This window comes from Rhodococcus sp. NPDC060086 (assembly GCF_042730275.1).
GTDB lineage: Bacteria > Actinomycetota > Actinomycetes > Mycobacteriales > Mycobacteriaceae > Rhodococcus.
Genome location: NZ_JBHWWZ010000072.1, coordinates 1 through 18,696, shown reverse-complemented (window position 1 = coordinate 18,696; position 18,696 = coordinate 1). Strand labels below are relative to the sequence as shown.

Genomic DNA, 18,696 nt, shown 5'->3' with positions numbered 1-18,696 from the left:
AAAACTCAAACTAGCTTGAACCGATCACCACAGACGGAAGAATGTGATGATCAGCAAAATGATCATCCACCAAAAGCGGATGATCGCACCAAAATTATTGGCACTGACATTCATCGGCACACTGTTGAGTTCTCAAAGAACACGCACACACCGTCGATCCCGGACGATTGTCCGCTTTCTCGGGGTTACTTGTTCGGTCTCACAACCACTTTGGGAAGTGGTGCGACCTCCAACCTTACCAGAAGATTGACGGCCGGTGAAACTTTCAGGCGCTTGCGTCCAACCTCGTCATCCCTGACCTTGCGGTCCGGGTCGGTGTCCGTGTCGCTCTGACCTGGATTAAGTTACGCGACTGTGAACACAGCACCAAATCCGCTGGTCGGAAGCTTTTCGACTGCCATTTCCGCAGGTCGCAGCCGACTCCCCAGACGTTCACAGCAAGATCATGATTCGTGACGCGCAGCACAGCAGGGCTGCGCGTCGCACCCGAAGAGCGGTAGGAGACCGAACCATGCTCTGAGGCAAAGGATTCCGATGAACGATGCACGCGGCGAACCCACCCATGCCGGAGACCGCGCCGGATCGCACCCCACCTCTGCGCGGAGAAGCCCAGGAGACCCGAGCTCCTCGCGCGATCTGTTCCCGTTTCGTCGAACCTCACGCTACGAGCGTCGACCGTCGTCGGATGTCCCGGAATTCTGTGCGTCACCGATCGCGGCGATTCCGGACCTCACACGCCTACCGCGACTTGTCCGCCTCGGCCGTCTCACTCCACAGCACAGGTGGACATCCCTTGTGCCGGCTCGTCCGGTCCGGCTGTCGGAACTTTCTGCGCCGTCGCCGCCTCGTAGCGCGATGTGGACGAAGAGACGACCGGCGGACACGACAGAGACGGGTGGGCGGAGATCAGTCCGTGCTGCCGACTCGTTCGATGGTCCCGCCGAGCTCGGTCAGGATCTCCACGAACCTCGGATATCCGCGATCGATGTGGTAGACGTCGTGGACTTCGGTCACCCCGTCGGCACACAGACCCGCGAGTACGAGCCCCGCACCCGCACGGATATCGGATGCCCACACCGGTGCACTCGACAACTCTTCGACACCTCGTACCACCGCGTGGTGGCCGTCGGTGCGTGCGTCTGCACCGAGCCGAATCATTTCCTCGACGAATCTGAAGCGGGCTTCGAAGACGTTCTCGGTGATCATCGACGTTCCGTCGGCCACGGCGGCAAGTCCGATCGCCATCGGCTGGAGGTCGGTCGGGAAACCGGGGTACGGCAGAGTCGCAAAGTTGACCGCGCGAGGCCTGTCCTTCTGGACGACGTGGAATCCGTCGGCGTGCGGTGTCACCTCAGCACCCGCTCCGCGAAGCTTCTCGAGGACCAATGCGAGGTGTTTCGGATTCACGCCGCGGACCATCATCTCGCCCCGCGTCATCACAGCAGCGATCCCCCACGTCGCCGCGACGATGCGATCGCCGATGCATCGGTGCGTCGCAGGCTTGAGCGCGGACACTCCCACGATATGGAGGGTCGTGCTTCCTGCACCGGAGATCCGGGCACCCATCTGCACCAGCATGTTGCACAGATCCACGATCTCGGGCTCACGTGCCGCATTGTCGATCGTGGTCTCCCCTTTGGCCAGAACAGCGGCCATGAGGATGTTCTCGGTCGCACCCACCGAGGGGAACGCCAACCGGATCGCCGCGCCGTGGAGATCGTCGGCCTCGGCCACGACACATCCGTGCTCGATCGTGCTCCGCGCACCGAGGAGCCGAAGCCCTGTCTGGTGCATGTCGAGGGGACGTGAACCGATCGCGTCTCCACCTGGAAGCGCGACGACCGCACGCCGGCACCGAGCGACCAGCGGACCCAGTACGCACACGGAAGCACGGAACTGCCGCACCGCAGCGAAATCAGCGTGGTACTCGGGTTGTGCAGGCGTCGTGATGCTCACTTCGTCGCCCTCGAGTACAACCTCGCAGCCGAGTCCGCGCAGCACCTCGGCCATCAGCGGGACGTCGAGGATGTCGGGGCAGTTCGTAATCGTGCTGGTGCCCTCGGCGAGGAGTGCCGCTGCCATCAGTTTGAGCACACTGTTCTTGGCACCGCCGACAAAGACGTCACCGACCAGCCGGCCACCACCGGTAACAAGAAAGCGTTCACTCACAACGACACAGCGTAACCAGGTCACTCGGAGGACGCCGGAGCCGGTACCGTGGCGGCCATGGCTGTCCACCTCACAAGGATCTACACCCGCACCGGCGACGACGGAACTACGGGCCTCAGCGACTTTTCCCGAGTGTCGAAGAACGATGCCCGGCTGGTCGCGTATGCCGACTGCGACGAGACGAATGCGGCGCTCGGTGTCGCGCTTGCACTCGGGACGGTTCCCGATCGCGTGGTCCCGGTGATCCAACAGATTCAGAACGATCTGTTCGACGCAGGCGCCGACCTGTCCACGCCGGTCGTGGAAGATCCGAAGTACCCGCCGCTGCGAATCACTCAGGAGTACATCGACCGGCTCGAACGCTGGTGCGACGAATTCAACGAAGAGCTCGAGCCGCTCAATTCGTTCATCCTGCCCGGTGGAACTCCGGCTGCAGCACTCCTGCATACGGCCCGCACCGTAGCTCGCCGTGCGGAACGCGCTGCGTGGGCCGCCGTTGATGCTGCACCCGATGACACGAACGTTCTTCCCGCGAAGTACCTCAACCGTCTGTCGGATCTACTGTTCATCCTCAGCCGAGTCACGAATCCGGACGGCGACGTCCTCTGGAAGCCGGGTGCGGGCGCGTAACGCCTCGATTCACCCGAGGCGGCGGCGCTGCGAACGTTCGTCCGGCCTGGATTCGAGCCAGGACAGGAACGCTGTGCGCGCGCCGCTGTCGAGTGCCACCTCGTAGATGCTGCCGCTGTCGACGATCTCGAAAACGACGATGTCGTCGGTCATGATGTCGAATTCGGTCCCCTGCGGAGCACGACGGGATCGCACATCGATGCCCTGACGACTCATCCGCGAGTCGGGGCCCGGCTTGATGCTCGACAGTTTGTAGAACACGAGCGTGTTCTCGCCGTAGCGGATGATCCCGTGTCTCCAACCGGAACCATCGGCGCGAGGCATGACACGGACGATGGCGGCGGTACCACCGCCGCGCAGTTTGGTGAAACGAAAGAGAAAAGCCGCGACGGAGGCCGCGAGCAGCACCACCAGGATGATGAGAACGATCATTCCTACTGACACTGCTCGTCGGCTCCGTCGCGGCTTTCCTGTTGTCTTACTCAGGCCCGCTCGACGGCCCGCAAGCGACCCTTGGCCACCGCGATCTCGGCGTCGTCCTGACTCTCGGCCAGAACGGTCTTGGCCGCCTCGACATCGATGGTCTCCACCAGATCAGCGGATTCCGCCAGGACGGTCACAGTCGTCGCGGTCACCGAAAGGAACCCGCCGTGCACCGCAAGGACGATACGCTCGCCGTTGACGGTCTTGACGGACACGACGCCGCCCTCGATCAGCTGGCCGAGAACCGGCTCGTGACCGGCCATGACGCCGATCTCACCTTCTGTGGTCTGGGCGGTGACCAGCGTCGCCTTCCCGGACCACAGGCGCTCCTCGACAGCGACGACGTCCACGGTCATTTCAGCCATCGGGGCCTACTTCCCGGCGATCTTCTTGGCTGCGGCCTCGACATCGTCGAGTCCACCGCAGCTGTTGAACGCCTGCTCGGGCAGGTGATCGAACTCGCCCTTGCAGACGCGGTCGAATGCCTCGATGGTGTCGGCCAGCGGCACGACGGAGCCCGGCTGACCGGTGAACTTCTCTGCGACGATGAAGTTCTGGCCGAGGAACTTCTGAAGACGACGTGCACGGTTGACCGTGACCTTGTCCTCTTCGGAAAGCTCGTCCATACCGAGGATGGCGATGATGTCCTGCAGTTCCTTGTACTTCTGCAGGATCCGCTTGACCTCGTTGGCGACACGGAAGTGATCCGCACCGACGATGCCCGGTTCCAGGATGCGCGAGGTCGACGTCAGCGGGTCCACAGCGGGGTAGATACCCATCTGCGAAATCGGACGCGAGAGCTCGGTGGTCGCATCGAGGTGCGCGAACGTGGTCGCGGGCGCCGGGTCGGTGTAGTCGTCGGCGGGGACGTAGATCGCCTGCAGCGAGGTGATCGAGCGGCCACGGGTCGAGGTGATGCGCTCCTGGAGCTCACCCATCTCGTCCGCCAGCGTCGGCTGGTAACCCACGGCGGAAGGCATACGACCGAGAAGGGTCGACACCTCGGAACCGGCCTGGGTGAAACGGAAGATGTTGTCGATGAACAGCAGGACGTCCTGGCCCTGAACATCGCGGAAGTACTCCGCCATGGTCAGTGCGGACAGGGCGACGCGCATACGCGTTCCCGGCGGCTCGTCCATCTGGCCGAAGACAAGGGCGGTGTCCTGGAGGACGCCCATCTCTTCCATTTCGAGGTGGAGGTCGGTGCCCTCACGGGTGCGCTCACCGACGCCGGCGAACACCGACGTACCGGAGAACTCACGCGCGATACGGGTGATCATCTCCTGGATCAGAACGGTCTTGCCGACACCGGCACCACCGAACAGACCGATCTTGCCGCCCTTGACGTACGGAGTCAGCAGGTCGATGACCTTGATGCCGGTCTCGAGGATCTCGGTCTTACCTTCGAGCTGATCGAAGGCGGGGGGCTTGCGGTGGATGCCCCACTGCTCGCCATCGCGACCGAGGCCCGGGGTGTCGAGGCAGTCGCCGAGGGCGTTGAACACGTGGCCCTTGACGACGTCACCGACGGGAACCGAGATCGGCTTGCCCGAATCGACGACTGTGGCGCCGCGGGTGAGTCCGTCGGTGGGCTGCATCGAGATGGTGCGCACCAGGTTGTCGCCGAGGTGCTGCGCAACCTCGAGGGTCAGCGTCTTGGCCACCGACGGGAGGGCGACCTCGGACGTCAGGGCGTTGAACAGGGCGGGTACGGCGCCACGCGGGAATTCCACGTCGACGACGGCGCCGATGACACGGACGACGCGCCCGGCCAGGGCCGACGCCGCACCGGCGTTGTTATCGGTAACTGCTGCGGTCATTGTGGTTCAGTCACTTCCTGCACTCGAGGCGAGCGCACCGGCACCGCCGACGATCTCGCTGATTTCCTGGGTGATCTGGGCCTGGCGAGCCTGGTTCGCCTGACGGCTGAGGGTGTTCACCAGTTCCGTGGCGTTGTCGGTTGCGGCCTTCATCGCGGTACGACGGGCAGCCGACTCGGAGGCCGCCGCGTCCAGCAGCGACGCGAAGATACGCGTGCTGATGTACTTCGGCAGAAGCGCGGCAAGGAGCGTCCCGGCTTCCGGCTCGAAGTTGTAGTCGGGCTGAGGCCCCTCGGCGCGACGACCGTCGGTGAGCATGTCTTCGCCCAATTCGATCTCGTCCTCGGTGACGCTCACCTCGAGAGGCGCCATGCGACGCACCTCGGGGGTCTGGGTCAGCATGGACACGAACCGGGTGTAGACGATGTGGAGCTCGTCGACGCCCTCGATGGTGCCTTCTCCGTTGGGAGCGGGAACCTCGGAACCGGAACCGGCCATGAACAGCTCGACCAGGTGCCGGCTTGCCTTCGCGGCGTCGGTGTACCGAGGCTCCTGCGAGAAGCCGGTCCACGCGCCCGCGACCGCACGATCGCGGAATGTGTAGAACGCCAGACCTTTACCGCCCAGCACGTACAGCACGGGCTCTTTGCCCTCGCTGATCAGCAGCTGACGCAGCTCCTCCGCCTCCTTGAGGACGTTGGAGTTGTAACCGCCGGCCATACCGCGGTCGCTGGTCACGACCAGGACTGCGGCGCGTTTCGGGTTCTCGCGCTCGTTGAGCAGGGGGTGATCCAACGACGCAGACGCACTTGCCAGTTCCGAGAGGACCTTGGTGATCTCCTCGGCGTACGGCTTGGATGCTGCCACTCGGGCCTGGGCCTTCGTGATGCGCGACGTCGCGATCAGTTCCTGCGCCTTGGTGATCTTCTTGGTCGAATTGACCGACTTGATCCGCGAGCGGAGTTCACGCAAGTTCGCCATTCGTCGATCACACTCCCTTCACTGGACGCTGGGTCATGGTCTCCACGCTCACTTGCGGACGGAGGTGCGCTTGATGGAGACCTGCTCCTGCTCGACCTCGTCGGCTCCGAGCGTCTCGGCCTCGGGGTCGTTCACGACGCGGCTGCCGTCGGAGGCGATGAAGCCTTCCTTGAACTTGTCGGTCGCGGCCTTGAAGGCATCGGCCGACTCGTCGGTCAGGGCCTTGCCACCGGCAATCTGCTCGTAGGCGCCTGCAGCGTTGCGGTGCAGGTCTTCGAGGAGCTCTGCTTCGAAACGACGGATGTCACCGACCGGAACAGAGTCGAAGACACCTTCACCGGCGAGGTAGATCGACACGATCTGGTCCTCGACAGCGATCGGCGAGTACTGGTCCTGCTTGAGCAGCTCGACGAGTCGCTGGCCGCGCTCGAGCTGAGCCTTCGAGGCAGCGTCGAGGTCGGAGGCGAAGGCCGCGAAGCCTTCGAGCTCACGGAACTGCGCGAGTTCGAGACGCAGCGAGCCGGAGACCTTCTTCATGCCCTTGGTCTGTGCGGCACCACCGACACGGGAGACCGAGATACCGACGTTGATCGCCGGACGGACGCCCTTGTTGAAGAGGTCGGACTCGAGGAAGACCTGACCGTCGGTGATGGAGATGACGTTGGTCGGGATGTATGCCGAGACGTCGTTCGCCTTGGTCTCGATGATCGGCAGAGCCGTCAGCGAGCCGCCGCCGAGTTCGTCGGACAGCTTGGCGGAACGCTCGAGGAGACGCGAGTGCAGGTAGAAGACGTCACCGGGGTATGCCTCACGGCCCGGCGGGCGACGCAGCAGCAGGGAGATGGCACGGTATGCCTCGGCCTGCTTGGTGAGGTCGTCGAACACCACGAGGACGTGCTTGCCCTGGTACATCCAGTGCTGGCCGAGAGCCGAACCGGTGTAGGGAGCGAGCCACTTGAAGCCTGCCGAGTCGGACGCCGGAGCCGCGACGATGGTGGTGTATTCCATCGCGCCGCTCTCCTCGAGGGCCTGCTTGACGCCCGCGATGGTTGAGCCCTTCTGGCCGATAGCGACGTAGATGCAGCGAACCTGCTGCTTCGGGTCGCCCGTCTCCCAGTTCGCCTTCTGGTTGAGGATCGCGTCGATGCAGACGGCGGTCTTGCCCGTCTTGCGGTCGCCGATGATGAGCTGACGCTGTCCGCGGCCGATCGGGGTCATCGCGTCGATGGCCTTGATGCCGGTCTGGAGCGGCTCCTCGACGGGCTGGCGCTCCAGCACCGATGCGGCCTGCAGCTCGAGGGCGCGGGTCTCGTCGGCTTCGATGTCGCCGAGGCCGTCGATCGGCTGACCGAGCGGGTTCACGACGCGTCCGAGGAAGTTGTCGCTCACCGGCACCGACAGCACGTCGCCGGTCCGCTTGACTTCCTGGCCTTCCGCGATGTCCTGGAAGTCACCAAGGATCACGGCACCGATTTCGGTTGCCTCGAGGTTGAGGGCCACGCCCAGCACGCCACCGGGAAACTCCAGCAGCTCGTTGGCCATCGCCGACGGCAGACCGCTGATGTGCGCGATGCCGTCACTGGTATCGACGACGACGCCGACCTCCTCGCGGGAGGCCTCCGGGGAGTAGCTCGCGGTGTAATTGTCAATCGCGCTACGGATCTCGTCGGAGGAGATCGTCAGCTCCGCCATGTTCTTCCTGCTCTCGGTATCAGGTCTTCGAAAAGATCTAGGTGTGTGTTCGGAAGTGGACTACGTGAGGCTCTTGCGTACTGCCGCGAGTCGCCCCGCTGCCGTACCGTCGATGACCTCGTCGCCCACCCGGACGACCAATCCACTGAGAAGCGCGGGATCGACCTCGACGTGCACCGTCACAGGCTTCCCGTAGACGCGGGTCAGCGTCGCGGCAAGCCGGCTCGACTGCTCCGCGTCGAGGGCAACCGCGCTGCGCACGTGGGCAACGGCCCGGTCGCGCTGCGTTGCGGCAAGTGCAGACAACTCGTCGAACGTGTCGGCCGGGGACGCCTTCAGGCGACCCACCGCGTGCACGGCGAGAGTCGAGGTGATGGCCGTCGACTTGCCGTAGAGCAGGCGCGAGAGGAGTTCGCGCTTGGCCTCCACCGACGTGTTTCGGTCGGAAAGTGCCTGCTCGAGCTCGCCGTTGCCGGAAACGATGCGGCCGAGCCGGAAGAGCTCGTCCTCGACGGTGTCGAGCTGGTCCTGGTTCGCTGCTGCCTTGAGGAGGGCCTCACGACCGAGCTGCACGAGCGAGTTGGTCAGGTCGGATTGCGCCGACCAGTCCTTGCCCACCGCGGCTTTCACGGTCGCGAGAGTCGAGGCCGAAACCTTGCTCCCGAAGACCTGCTCGGCCAACGTCTCACGAATGGCCGCGGGGGCCGAGGCGTCGGCCAGCGCACCACGAAGGGTTCGCTGACTGTCGAGCGCCTCGACCACCGAGAGCAGTTCCGAGCCGGCCTGAGCCGCAGCGGCAGTCTCGGCACCCGAGCCCAGGGCGGACTGCAGTGCGGACCGCGTATGAGCGAGTGCCTCACGGCTTGCTGCGTACATTGTGCTCACTTTCCGGATGCAGAGTCAGCGCTGAGGGAGTCGAGTTCGTTGAGGAACCGATCGATCGAACCGGCACGCTTGACGTCATCGGCGAGAGCCTCACCGATGATCTTCTCGGCAAGATCTACCGAGCTGCGACCGAGGTCGCTCCGGAGTTCGGCCACGATCTGCTGACGCTGGGCCTGCAGCTGGTTGTGACCGGCAGCGACGATACGGTCGCTCTCCTCCTGTGCCTGAACCTTCATATCGGCGATGATCTGCTGGCCCTGCGTGCGGGCCTCCTCGCGGATCTGTGCGGCCTCGGTCCGGGCTTCGGCGAGCTGAGCGCGGTACTGCTCGAGCGCCTCCTTCGCCTCTGCCTGGGCTTCCTCCGCCTTCTTGATGCCGCCTTCGATCAGCTCCGAACGCTCGTCGAGCACCTTCTGGAACATCGGAAGTACGTACTTCCAGAAGACGAAACCGACGATGATCAGGGCGACCAGCGACCAGACGATGTCGTACGTCGCGGGCAGGAGGGGATTGGGGATCTCCCCTTCCTCTGCCGCGAGAATCAGGATGCTGTCAGCCATGGTGGTCGTCGAATCAGAAGATGAAGCCGGCAACGATGCCGATCAGGGCCAGGGCCTCGGTGAATGCGATACCGAGGAACATCGTGGTGCGCAGCTGTCCGGCCATCTCGGGCTGACGGGCCATGCCCTCGATCGCCTTGCCGACGACGATGCCGATGCCGATGCCGGGGCCGATGGCGGCGAGGCCGTAGCCGACCGCACCGAGACCGCTGATCGTGGTCTCCTGCTGGGCGATGACGTCTGCTGCCTGAAGCGCAACGCTCATTGGTGTTCCATTCCCTTTCTTGTGGCTCGGCCCCGGGGGTCGGCAACCGAGTCAGTCTGTGTGTATCTGTCGGTCGTGCTGGCCGGCGAGCTAATGCTCTTCGGCGTGCAGTGCCATGTCGATGTACACCGCGGTGAGCAGCGCGAAGATGTAGGCCTGCAGAACGATCACGAGGAGCTCGAAGAAGGTGAACGCGATGCCGCCGATGACGGAGCCGATGCCGAACACCTTCATGATTCCGTCGGAATCGAAGAAGAAGAATTGCGTGGCGCTGAAGAACAGCACCAGCATGATGTGGCCGGCCAGCATGTTGGCCATGAGACGAATGGTGAGGGTGAACGGCCTCAGGATGAAGGTCGAGACGAACTCGATCGGGACCACCAGCAAATGGAGAGCCGGCGGCAAGTTCGGAACGACGATGCTGCTCTTGACGTAACGGAAGAATCCGTACTTCTTGATGCCCACGTAGTTGAACACGATGTAGGCGAGCGCGGCGAGGACGATCGGCATACCGATTCGTGCATTCGACGAGATATTGATGAACGGGATGACCGCTGTCAGGTTCAACCCGACCACCAAGAAGAAGATGGTGACGATCACCGGAAGGAATCGACGTCCTTGTTCCTTACCGAGGATGTCCTCGGCGATATGGATCCGGACGAAGTCGAGCATGATCTCGGCGACGTTCTGAACGCCGCGGGGCACGATCTTCGGGCTGCGCATCGCCAGAACGAAGAACAGCGCAACGATCACTGCCATGGCGACGCGGATGATCATCAGCCGGTCCATCTCGAAGGGGGTACCTTCGAACAGGACTGCCGGTGGGAAAAAATCAGCTAGTGACGGCGCGTGGAATTCTCCGGCTGCCAAGGTGGTGACGCTCAGCGCTCTCTCCCGTAGTCGGCCGCAGGCATTGCCGTCTGCGGGTCGATCGGACATTGACGATCCAACAAGTCGACCAGGTCGGCTCGCGTGTGCGCCAGTGCTCCGAACCGCAAATCACGGTTCTGCTTCTGCCGTTGTCGGCGACTCTCGTCGACTCGGCGGCCATTTGAACACGACCGCCTACCAAGTGACAACTGCTCGCGCTCACCCAGTAGGTGCACACAGTGCCACTCGCGTAGGCCTCACACTATCAACAGTTCTACGACAGTGCGTAGGTGGGGCACACGCTGCGAAGTAATTGACAAGCGAATCTACTACTGCGTGTCGTTTCCAGTAGTTTCGTTGCCGCCGGACGAGTGAGGCTCGACGTACAGCGCGCGTTGCGACAGCACACCGTAGGTTTCCGCCCCCAGCACGATGATCAACGCGAACACGATGGTCAGAACCAACGCGCCCTTGTCGTAGAAATCGAGCGGCTCGAGGAGAACCATGACGACGATCGCCAGAATGAGCTTCAAGAGCCACGTTCCGAGCAGAACAGCGCCGGCCGTCATCGCAGGCAGCTTCGCCGTCAAGAGCACACCCAGCGCGGTGAACAGGATGAATCCCCCGCCGACAGCCGCTCCGATCAGCGCCCCCCACACTCCGGGGAGGCCGACGACGAGGTAGCCGATCACCGACGCGACCACGGTGAGGGCGAGCAGACCCAGAGCGCCGTAGCGGACCGCTGCACGCATCGGGGCCGCCGAGTCGGGCAGCGCTGGCAGGATCGGATTCGAGTCGGACTGATCAGAAGAGCTCACGATCATCGAGCCTAACGGACGCGTTTGCGGGGTCCGGGTCGGCCGCCGCCACCGCCGCCGTCGTCGTGGTGCCGAAGCGAGGGCACCGCCGTGACGACCAGAGCGAACACCAGTCCACCCGCCGTCAGGAGCACCACGGCCGTCCGGTCCAGTAGAGAAGACCCCACCGCGCCGAATGCGAGGACACCGACCCACAAGTACAACAGCAGCACGACCCTGCGGTGGGAATGACCGATCTGCAGCAGTCGGTGGTGCAGGTGCATCTTGTCCGGGCTGAACGGGCTCACACCCGCGCGGGTACGACGGATGATCGCGAGCAACAGGTCGAGGATCGGAATGAACGTCACCGCACCCACCAGGATCAGCGGAGACAACAGACCGAGCAGATCTCGGGAACCGTAGGCACTGAGAGAGATCCGGCCGGACGCACTGGTCGAGACGGCCGCGAGCATCAGGCCGATCAGCATCGATCCCGAGTCGCCCATGAAGATCCGGGCGGGCTGGAAATTGTGGGGCAGAAATCCGAGACAGGCGCCCGCGAGCGCGGCAGCGATCAGCGCGGGCGGATACGCCGAGACGTCGCCGCCCTGATCGAGCAACAGACCTACCGAGAAGATGCAGATCGCCACCGCGGCGATCAGACCCACACCCGCTGCGAGACCATCGAGACCGTCGACGAAGTTCATCGCGTTGATCATCACCGCGGCCACTGCGACGGTGATGAGGCCACCCTGAAGCTGGTCGAGCACGAGAGTGGAGCCGTCGAACGGGTTGTAGATGACGATCCAGCTGATGCCCATCACGACGAGCACTCCGGCGGCCGTGACCTGGCCGACGAATTTGGTGAGTGCGTCGAGCCCCCACCGATCGTCGATGATGCCGACGAGAACGATGATCGTCGCCGCCACCAGCGTCGCCCCCATATCGGGGGTGAACTCGAAACCTCTTGTCAGAGCGGGGAGTTGCTGCGCGAACAAGATTCCGACGACGAGACCGAAGTAGATCCCCACGCCGCCCATCCGAGGTGTCGGCGTCACGTGGACGTCACGGTCGCGAGGCTTGGCCACCGCCCCGAACCTGGTCGCGAGGATGCGAATGAGCCCCGTGGATAGGAACGTCACCACCGCCGCGGTGAGGAGGACGAGAAGCAACTCTCGGATCGGTACCCCGGCGCCCTGCCCTGATTGGGCGAGCACCACGGCCGCTGAGTCGACTGAAGTCACGAACTCCTGTCCTCCACCGTCACTCCCCGCCGGTGCGCAAACGCTCGGCGTCGTCGCCCAGCACCTCCGCAATGGCTTCTGCGGATACGGCACCTTCACGGATGATGCGCGGCCGGTTTCCGGTCAGGTCGACGATCGTCGAAGCAACCCCGTGCTCGGCCGGTCCACCGTCGAGATATACGGATGCGGACTCCCCGAGCTGTTCTCGCGCCTCCGCAGCCGTCGTGGCGGGCGGCCGGCCCGAGACGTTCGCGCTCGAGACCGCGAGCGGACCCACCTCACGGAGCAGTTCGAGAATCACGGGATGCAGCGGCATCCGGAGCATGACGGTTCCGCGGGTATCACCGAGATCCCAGGCGAGCGACGGCGCGGCATGCACGACGAGGCTCAATGCGCCCGGCCAGAAGGCCCGGATGAGTTCGCGGGCTTCCGGACGCACCGTAGTGACAAGTCCGTCGATCGTCGTCCACGATCCCACCAGAACGGGGACCGGCATGTCGCGCCCGCGCCCCTTGGCCCGCAGCAACGCGGCGACCGCGGAACTGTCGAACGCGTCTGCCGCGATGCCGTACAACGTGTCGGTCGGGACGACGACGAGACGACCCGCCTTGAGCGAACCCCTGGCGGCATTCAGGCCTACGGAACGCGAATCCGGCTGGTTGCAGTCGTACACAGTGCTCACATCGCCATCCTTCCACTCGCATCGGTGTACCCGAGGATCGACCCCGTTCGCCGAGTACGTTCAGTCGATGTCGGCCGACGGCACCGGCTGCGCACGACTCGCCTCCCGCTCCGTGGGGACTCTTCGCGCAACGACGAACCGCGGCTTCCCCGCCAGATCCGGATGCTCGACCACGTCACCGAATACCCGGCGCTGGGACAACAGGGAGGCGACCTGTGCGCCGTTGGTGTCGTCGTGTTCGATGGCCACCACTCCCCCGATCTTCAGCCACCGGGCGACGTTGGAGATCATCGGCTTGATCACCGAGAGCCCATCCGGCCCACCGAAGAGCGCCGAGTGCGGGTCGTGGTCGATCACCTCCGGGTCGAGCTCCGCGCCCTCGGGAATGTACGGCGGGTTGGACACGACGACGTCGACGACGCCCTCGAGCGATGCGAGCAGCCCCCGGTCGGTCACATCACCCTGGTGCAGGACGATGGGCGTGTCGCCGTCCCGCGCGCGGGTCTCGGCATTGCGTCGGGCCCACGCGAGGGCCTTCGGCTCGAGTTCGACAGCGTGCACCACTGCGTCGGGACGGGCATGCGCGATCGCGAGTGCCAGAGCACCGGATCCGGTGCACAGGTCGAGCACCACGGGGTTGCGTCGGCCGTAGCTTTCGAGAAACGCCAGTGCCCACCCCAGAAGCAGTTCGGTCTCCGGCCGCGGGACGAAGACACCGGGACCGACAGCAAGGTCGATGGCTCCCATCGGTGACGTTCCGGTGATGTATTGGAGAGGGATCCGCTTTGCCCGCTGCGCGATCATCGCCCGATAGGCATCGATCATCGCGGGGTCGACGAGAGGCACCAGACCGAGGCGGGTGCGTTCGATCCCGAGGAGGTGCGCGGCGAGCAGCTCGGCGTCCACACGAGGGCTCGGTACACCTGCTTCTTCGAGCACCGATACGGCTTCGATGATGGCCAGGCGCAAGGGTTGACGGCTCACCCGTACAGGATCCCACGGTGTCACGAACAAGACACGGATAGGTCTACTTCGCCACATCCGTCACACCTGGCCGTTAACGTCCCGGAGGTTGGGGAAACCGAAAGGAGTGTCATGAACAAGAACACATCACGCGCTGTCCGCGCCGCCGCAGTGGTCGCGATGGGCGGTGCGGCAGCATTCGCCGGGACCGGCACCGCAGCGGCTGCTCCCATCGACTTCCAGCCCATACCGGTGCTCTGCCCTGCAGGAATCGCAGAGACCCAGTCGCTGACACATACCGAGAACGAGGCTGTCGAAGGTGACGAAGTCCTCTACGTCGTCAACCAGCAGAGTGCCGGCGGCGGGACCGTGTCCTGGATCAACATCAACACCGGTGCAACCGGAAATACGACTCTGGAATCGACTGAGGGCCTGTGGGGAGCTCCCGCCGCACTGACCGAACCCGAGGCGGGAACGGTTCTGGCTGCGATCTGGGGTATGCACGAGAACGCAGCAGGTGAGCAGTGCTTCCTGCTCCCCGGTGTCGATATCGCTCAGGTGCCGGGCGAGTCAGACGAGGGTGACGAAGGATAAACCGTCCACTCGACGAGAGGTCCGGCTCCGACGATCATTCCGCCGCGAGCCGGGCCTCTCTGTCTGCCGTGCCCAAGGCATCGAGCAGCGTGTCCAGCTCACCGTCGAGCACAGCATCGAGGTTGTGGGCCTTGAACCCGATCCGGTGATCCGTGATCCGGTTCTCCGGGAAGTTGTAGGTGCGGATCCGCTCGGAACGGTCGACCGTGCGCACCTGGCTGGCACGACCGGCCGACGCCTCGGCGTCCGCGGCCTCTTCTGCCGCCGCCTGCAGACGCGCCGCCAGCACTTGCATCGCGCGCGCCTTGTTCTGAAGCTGTGAACGCTCGTTCTGACAGGTGACGACAATGCCCGTGGGCAGGTGGGTGATGCGCACCGCGGAGTCGGTGGTGTTCACGCCCTGACCACCCTTGCCGGACGAGCGGTACACATCGATCCGCAGGTCGGTCTCGTCGATCTGGACTTCTTCGACCTCGTCGGGCTCCGGGTAGATGAACACGCCGGCCGCCGACGTGTGCACACGGCCCTGCGATTCGGTGACCGGGACACGCTGGACGCGGTGGACGCCACCTTCGAACTTGAGCCGCGACCACACCCCGTCACGCACATCGGTCTTGGACTTGATCGACAGGGTCACGTCCTTGTAGCCGCCGAGATCGGAGTAGGTGGCTCCGAGAACTTCGACACGCCAGCCGGCCCGCTCGGCGAAGCGGGTGTACATGCGGGCGATGTCACCGGCGAACAACGCGGATTCTTCGCCGCCCTCACCGGACTTGACCTCGAGCACCACGTCGTCGCCGTCGTGGGGGTCACGCGGAGCGAGCAGGTCGGTGAGCGTCTTGTCGAGCTCGGAGACCTGCTCCTCGAGATCCGGAATCTCGGCGGCGAACGATGAATCGTCGGCGGCGAGTTCACGGGCCGCGTCGAGGTCGTCGCGGGCCGCGACCAACTTCGCGTAGGTCGACATGATCGGCGCGAGTTCGGCGAACCGCTTTCCCACCCTGCGGGCGGCGGATGGATCGTTGTGCAGCGACGGGTCGGACAGCTGTTGTTCCAGGCCCGCGTGTTCGGCCAGGATGTCGTCGATGGCCGATGGCTTGGTCTGCCCCGCCATGGGTTCGCTCCGCTCTTGTCGTGAAAGTGCTGTGTTCTACAGGAATCCGATCGTCGGACCGGAAAGAGAAATGCCGACGCCCGGTCTGTACGAAGACAGAACCGGGCGTCGGCATTGCAGCTAGCTGTCGTCTGCAGCCTTCTTCGACGCGCGCTTGCCGTAGCGAGCCTCGAAGCGCGCGACGCGTCCGCCGGTATCGAGGATCTTCTGCTTGCCCGTGTAGAACGGGTGGCAGTTGGAGCACACCTCGACGTTGACGCGGCCCGACTCGGACGTGCTGCGGGTCTCGAACGTGTTACCGCAACCGCAGACGACGGTTGTCGCCACGTAGTTGGGGTGGATTCCTGCCTTCATGGTGTCCCTTTCATGGTCGCCGGGTCGCCTTCGCCGATCGAAGACGTGAACCGGAACCGGACTGAACTGTTCGATTATGCCAAACGTATGGGCCCGGGAAAAATTCCCGGGCCCGCACGTCAGTCTTCCAGTGCCCCCGGTGCGGTCTTCGCCACCTGCATGAGGAACTCGATGTTCGTCTTGGACTTCTTGAGCCTGTCGACGAGCAGGTCGATCGCCTGGTGCGAGTCGAGACCGGAGAGCACGCGACGCAGCTTGTGCACGACCGCGAACTCGTCGGGGCTCATGAGCAGCTCGTCCTTGCGGGTGCTGGACAGATTGACGTCCACCGCGGGGAACACGCGCCGCTCGGCGATCTTGCGATCGAGCTTGAGCTCGGCGTTGCCGGTGCCCTTGAACTCCTCGAAGATCACGGTGTCGCCGGTAGAACCGGTCTCGACCAGTGCCGATGCGATAATCGACAGCGACCCACCGTTTTCGATGTTGCGCGCAGCACCGAGGAATCGCTTCGGCGGATACAGCGCGGTGGAGTCGACACCACCCGAGAGGATGCGTCCCGACGCAGGCGACGAGTTGTTGTACGCGCGGCCGAGGCGGGTGATCGAGTCGAGCAGGACCACAACATCGCGGCCCATTTCGACCAGGCGCTTTGCTCGCTCGATCGCAAGTTCGGCGACCGACGTGTGGTCTGACGGCGGCCGGTCGAAGGTCGAGGCGATGACCTCGCCCTTCACCGAACGCTGCATGTCGGTGACCTCTTCGGGACGCTCGTCGACCAGAACCACCATGAGATAGCACTCGGGGTTGTTGACGGCGATCGCATTCGCGATGTCCTGAAGCACCGTGGTCTTACCGGCCTTCGGCGGCGACACGATCAGCGCACGCTGTCCCTTACCGATCGGCATGACCAGATCGATCACACGCGTGGTGAGGATGTTCTGCTGCGTCTCGAGGCGCAGACGCTGGTTCGGATACAGCGGTGTGAGCTTGTTGAACTCGGGACGACGCTTGGCCGCGTCGACCTCACCACCGTTGACGGTGTCGAGCCGAACCAGCGGGTTGAACTTCTGACGCTGGTTGGACTGCTCGCCCTCGCGCGGAACACGCACCGCACCGGTGATGGCGTCACCACGGCGCAGACCGTTCTTTCGCACCATGTTCATCGACACGTACACGTCGTTCGGGCCGGCGAGGTAGCCGGAGGTCCGTACGAACGCGTAGTTGTCGAGGACGTCGAGGATGCCCGCGACCGGCTGGAGGACGTCGTCTTCCCGAATCTCGGGTTCGCGCGTATCGCCGCCGCCGGATTCGCCGCGGTCGCGACCGCGACGACGCTCCCGGACGCGTCGGCCCCGGCGACCGCGGCCGCCTTCCTCGTCGTCGTCCCCACGGTTGTCGCGGTTGTCCTGACGCGGCCCTTGGTTCCGATCGCCCTGATTGCGATCGTCGCGGTTACCGCCCTGGTTGCGATCACCCTGGTTGCGATCACCCTGGTTACGGTCACCCTGGTTACGGTCACCCTGGTTACGGTCGCCGCGCTGACGTCCGCCCTCGGATTCGGTGCGGTCCTGGGACTTCCCGCGGTCGTTCGACCGATCCCGGGACTCGCCGCCACGCTCGGTGTCCGGTGTCTGCGAGTCGTCGGATACCTGCGTCTCGCTCTTCTGGTTCTGCTCCTGCTGATCCGCACCGCGACGACCGCGACGCTGCCGACCCCGGCGGGGTCCGTCGTCGTCCGACTCGGTCTGCTGCACGTCGGCAGCGGGCTTGTCTTCAGCTGCAGGCTTCTCGGCGGGAGCCACGACCTGGGCGGACTCACTCTCCGAGGCCGCTGCGGCACGGGTGCGGCGAGTACGCGCGGGGGGGCTCGGTGCTTCCTCCGCCGTTTCCGCAGGAGCCTTGGCGGGCTCGGCCTGCACCTTGGTGCGACCGGCCGGAGCCTCGGTAGCGGGAGCGCTCTTGGCACCGCTTCCCTGCTTTTCCTTGATCGCAGCGATGAGGTCGCCCTTGCGCATTCCCGACGTGCCCTTGATGCCGAGTTCGGCAGCGAGAGCCCTCAACTCGACGAGCACCATGCCCGCAAGCCCGATGCCACGACGGGCTCCACGCGAGGGCTGGGCGGAATCGCCGGACTGGGTGCCTGCGGAAGCCGCGGCGGTATCGGAAGCTGGTGTAGCGATCAGGTCCGTATCTGTCACGGAGATCCTTTCCTTCCCTCGCCCACTGATGCGGAGTCGAGGGTTCGTTCCGCAGATCAGCTTCATTCACTGAGCTGGGATTTGCCGTACGAGTTCACGGAAGTCGAACGGTCGGCACGTCCGCCACCACACCGATGTCGGTTAGGTACGGCCTTTGTCCCTCTCCCGGATCGGAAGCAGGTGAGGATCGACCCAGGATCGGACGCCCCGATGGAGCTGGAGTGAATGTCCTGGAGAACCCGGCGACACGAGCGCACGACGTGCGGACTTCCTCAGGATAGCGACGTTCTGCACGTAGGGCAAGAATCTGTGTGACGCGAGTTTCGTGTGTGATGCACCACTCCCCTTTTGCAATCGAGGGGGATGTCGGCAACGGCCGGCCCGGGCATCCGGGC

The 18,696-nt window shown here is 64.4% G+C and carries 19 protein-coding genes; 2 read left to right on the top strand and 17 right to left on the bottom strand.

What is annotated here, in order from left to right; all coding sequences use genetic code 11:
* Nucleotides 1-906: 906 nt before the first annotated feature.
* Nucleotides 907-2,169 (bottom strand): UDP-N-acetylglucosamine 1-carboxyvinyltransferase, encoded by a 1,263-nt coding sequence (gene murA / locus ACFWB0_RS24215; RefSeq protein WP_378492938.1) that lies wholly within the window; start codon nt 2,167-2,169, stop codon nt 907-909.
* Between the two features lie 57 nt (nt 2,170-2,226).
* On the opposite strand from murA, the gene ACFWB0_RS24210 reads away from it, so the two are divergent.
* A complete protein-coding gene (locus tag ACFWB0_RS24210) occupies nt 2,227-2,799 on the top strand; it encodes a cob(I)yrinic acid a,c-diamide adenosyltransferase (RefSeq protein WP_378492937.1) in 573 nt (190 codons plus the stop codon).
* A gap of 9 nt (nt 2,800-2,808) precedes the next feature.
* Here ACFWB0_RS24210 and ACFWB0_RS24205 read toward each other — a convergent pair whose 3' ends face one another.
* The 13 genes from ACFWB0_RS24205 to prmC form a co-directional block, all read right to left on the bottom strand.
* Nucleotides 2,809-3,231 (bottom strand): DUF2550 domain-containing protein, encoded by a 423-nt coding sequence (locus ACFWB0_RS24205; RefSeq protein WP_378492936.1) that lies wholly within the window; start codon nt 3,229-3,231, stop codon nt 2,809-2,811.
* Between the two features lie 50 nt (nt 3,232-3,281).
* Nucleotides 3,282-3,647 (bottom strand): F0F1 ATP synthase subunit epsilon, encoded by a 366-nt coding sequence (locus ACFWB0_RS24200; protein WP_378492935.1) that lies wholly within the window; start codon nt 3,645-3,647, stop codon nt 3,282-3,284.
* Nucleotides 3,648-3,653: 6 nt separating this feature from the next.
* Nucleotides 3,654-5,102 (bottom strand): F0F1 ATP synthase subunit beta, encoded by a 1,449-nt coding sequence (gene atpD, locus ACFWB0_RS24195; protein ID WP_378492934.1) that lies wholly within the window; start codon nt 5,100-5,102, stop codon nt 3,654-3,656.
* Nucleotides 5,103-5,108: 6 nt separating this feature from the next.
* Complete coding sequence (locus ACFWB0_RS24190) at nt 5,109-6,083, bottom strand: F0F1 ATP synthase subunit gamma (protein WP_378492933.1); 975 nt, start codon at nt 6,081-6,083, stop codon at nt 5,109-5,111.
* 48 nt (nt 6,084-6,131) lie between these two features.
* Complete coding sequence (gene atpA / locus ACFWB0_RS24185) at nt 6,132-7,775, bottom strand: F0F1 ATP synthase subunit alpha (protein ID WP_378492932.1); 1,644 nt, start codon at nt 7,773-7,775, stop codon at nt 6,132-6,134.
* Between the two features lie 60 nt (nt 7,776-7,835).
* Complete coding sequence (locus ACFWB0_RS24180) at nt 7,836-8,651, bottom strand: F0F1 ATP synthase subunit delta (RefSeq protein WP_378492940.1); 816 nt, start codon at nt 8,649-8,651, stop codon at nt 7,836-7,838.
* 5 nt (nt 8,652-8,656) lie between these two features.
* Nucleotides 8,657-9,220, bottom strand: a complete 564-nt coding sequence (locus ACFWB0_RS24175) for a F0F1 ATP synthase subunit B (RefSeq protein WP_378492931.1) — start codon at nt 9,218-9,220, stop codon at nt 8,657-8,659.
* Between the two features lie 13 nt (nt 9,221-9,233).
* Nucleotides 9,234-9,485, bottom strand: coding sequence for an ATP synthase F0 subunit C (locus tag ACFWB0_RS24170; RefSeq protein WP_378492930.1), 252 nt, complete (start codon nt 9,483-9,485; stop codon nt 9,234-9,236).
* Between the two features lie 90 nt (nt 9,486-9,575).
* Entirely contained in the window at nt 9,576-10,424 is an 849-nt protein-coding gene (gene atpB / locus ACFWB0_RS24165; protein WP_378492929.1) for a F0F1 ATP synthase subunit A, read from the bottom strand.
* Between the two features lie 260 nt (nt 10,425-10,684).
* Nucleotides 10,685-11,107, bottom strand: coding sequence for a hypothetical protein (locus ACFWB0_RS24160; RefSeq protein WP_378492939.1), 423 nt, complete (start codon nt 11,105-11,107; stop codon nt 10,685-10,687).
* A gap of 77 nt (nt 11,108-11,184) precedes the next feature.
* Nucleotides 11,185-12,396 carry an MraY family glycosyltransferase gene (locus tag ACFWB0_RS24155; protein ID WP_378492928.1) on the bottom strand — a complete coding sequence of 404 codons (1,212 nt, stop codon included), beginning with the start codon at nt 12,394-12,396 and terminating at the stop codon, nt 11,185-11,187.
* 19 nt (nt 12,397-12,415) lie between these two features.
* The gene (locus ACFWB0_RS24150) at nt 12,416-13,078 is read right to left on the bottom strand and encodes an L-threonylcarbamoyladenylate synthase (protein ID WP_378492927.1); all 663 of its coding nucleotides are present in this window, start codon (nt 13,076-13,078) and stop codon (nt 12,416-12,418) included.
* A gap of 60 nt (nt 13,079-13,138) precedes the next feature.
* Nucleotides 13,139-14,062, bottom strand: a complete 924-nt coding sequence (prmC, locus tag ACFWB0_RS24145) for a peptide chain release factor N(5)-glutamine methyltransferase (RefSeq protein WP_378492926.1) — start codon at nt 14,060-14,062, stop codon at nt 13,139-13,141.
* A gap of 111 nt (nt 14,063-14,173) precedes the next feature.
* On the opposite strand from prmC, the gene ACFWB0_RS24140 reads away from it, so the two are divergent.
* On the top strand, nt 14,174-14,635 hold the full coding sequence (locus ACFWB0_RS24140) for a hypothetical protein (protein WP_378492925.1): 462 nt from the start codon (nt 14,174-14,176) through the stop codon (nt 14,633-14,635).
* 34 nt (nt 14,636-14,669) lie between these two features.
* Here the strand turns inward: ACFWB0_RS24140 and prfA are convergent, their stop codons facing one another.
* From prfA to rho, 3 genes are all read right to left on the bottom strand, one after another.
* Nucleotides 14,670-15,749, bottom strand: coding sequence for a peptide chain release factor 1 (prfA, locus tag ACFWB0_RS24135; protein WP_378492924.1), 1,080 nt, complete (start codon nt 15,747-15,749; stop codon nt 14,670-14,672).
* Between the two features lie 120 nt (nt 15,750-15,869).
* On the bottom strand, nt 15,870-16,103 hold the full coding sequence (rpmE, locus tag ACFWB0_RS24130) for a 50S ribosomal protein L31 (RefSeq protein ID WP_378492923.1): 234 nt from the start codon (nt 16,101-16,103) through the stop codon (nt 15,870-15,872).
* Between the two features lie 119 nt (nt 16,104-16,222).
* Nucleotides 16,223-18,301: a transcription termination factor Rho gene (gene rho / locus ACFWB0_RS24125; protein ID WP_378492922.1), complete on the bottom strand. Its 2,079-nt coding sequence runs from the start codon at nt 18,299-18,301 to the stop codon at nt 16,223-16,225.
* Nucleotides 18,302-18,696: the final 395 nt, after the last annotated feature.

What these genes read in the sequence shown, in the direction of transcription:
- atpA (WP_378492932.1), bottom strand. Translation starts at nt 7,775, where the DNA reads ATGGCGGAGCTGACGATCTCCTCCGACGAGATCCGTAGCGCGATTGAC.
- ACFWB0_RS24205 (WP_378492936.1), bottom strand. Translation starts at nt 3,231, where the DNA reads ATGATCGTTCTCATCATCCTGGTGGTGCTGCTCGCGGCCTCCGTCGCG.
- atpD (WP_378492934.1), bottom strand. Translation starts at nt 5,102, where the DNA reads ATGACCGCAGCAGTTACCGATAACAACGCCGGTGCGGCGTCGGCCCTG.
- ACFWB0_RS24190 (WP_378492933.1), bottom strand. Translation starts at nt 6,083, where the DNA reads ATGGCGAACTTGCGTGAACTCCGCTCGCGGATCAAGTCGGTCAATTCG.
- ACFWB0_RS24210 (WP_378492937.1), top strand. Translation starts at nt 2,227, where the DNA reads ATGGCTGTCCACCTCACAAGGATCTACACCCGCACCGGCGACGACGGA.
- ACFWB0_RS24175 (WP_378492931.1), bottom strand. Translation starts at nt 9,220, where the DNA reads ATGGCTGACAGCATCCTGATTCTCGCGGCAGAGGAAGGGGAGATCCCC.
- rpmE (WP_378492923.1), bottom strand. Translation starts at nt 16,103, where the DNA reads ATGAAGGCAGGAATCCACCCCAACTACGTGGCGACAACCGTCGTCTGC.
- ACFWB0_RS24160 (WP_378492939.1), bottom strand. Translation starts at nt 11,107, where the DNA reads ATGCGTGCAGCGGTCCGCTACGGCGCTCTGGGTCTGCTCGCCCTCACC.
- ACFWB0_RS24200 (WP_378492935.1), bottom strand. Translation starts at nt 3,647, where the DNA reads ATGGCTGAAATGACCGTGGACGTCGTCGCTGTCGAGGAGCGCCTGTGG.
- ACFWB0_RS24140 (WP_378492925.1), top strand. Translation starts at nt 14,174, where the DNA reads ATGAACAAGAACACATCACGCGCTGTCCGCGCCGCCGCAGTGGTCGCG.
- prfA (WP_378492924.1), bottom strand. Translation starts at nt 15,749, where the DNA reads ATGGCGGGGCAGACCAAGCCATCGGCCATCGACGACATCCTGGCCGAA.
- atpB (WP_378492929.1), bottom strand. Translation starts at nt 10,424, where the DNA reads ATGTCCGATCGACCCGCAGACGGCAATGCCTGCGGCCGACTACGGGAG.
- ACFWB0_RS24170 (WP_378492930.1), bottom strand. Translation starts at nt 9,485, where the DNA reads ATGAGCGTTGCGCTTCAGGCAGCAGACGTCATCGCCCAGCAGGAGACC.
- ACFWB0_RS24180 (WP_378492940.1), bottom strand. Translation starts at nt 8,651, where the DNA reads ATGTACGCAGCAAGCCGTGAGGCACTCGCTCATACGCGGTCCGCACTG.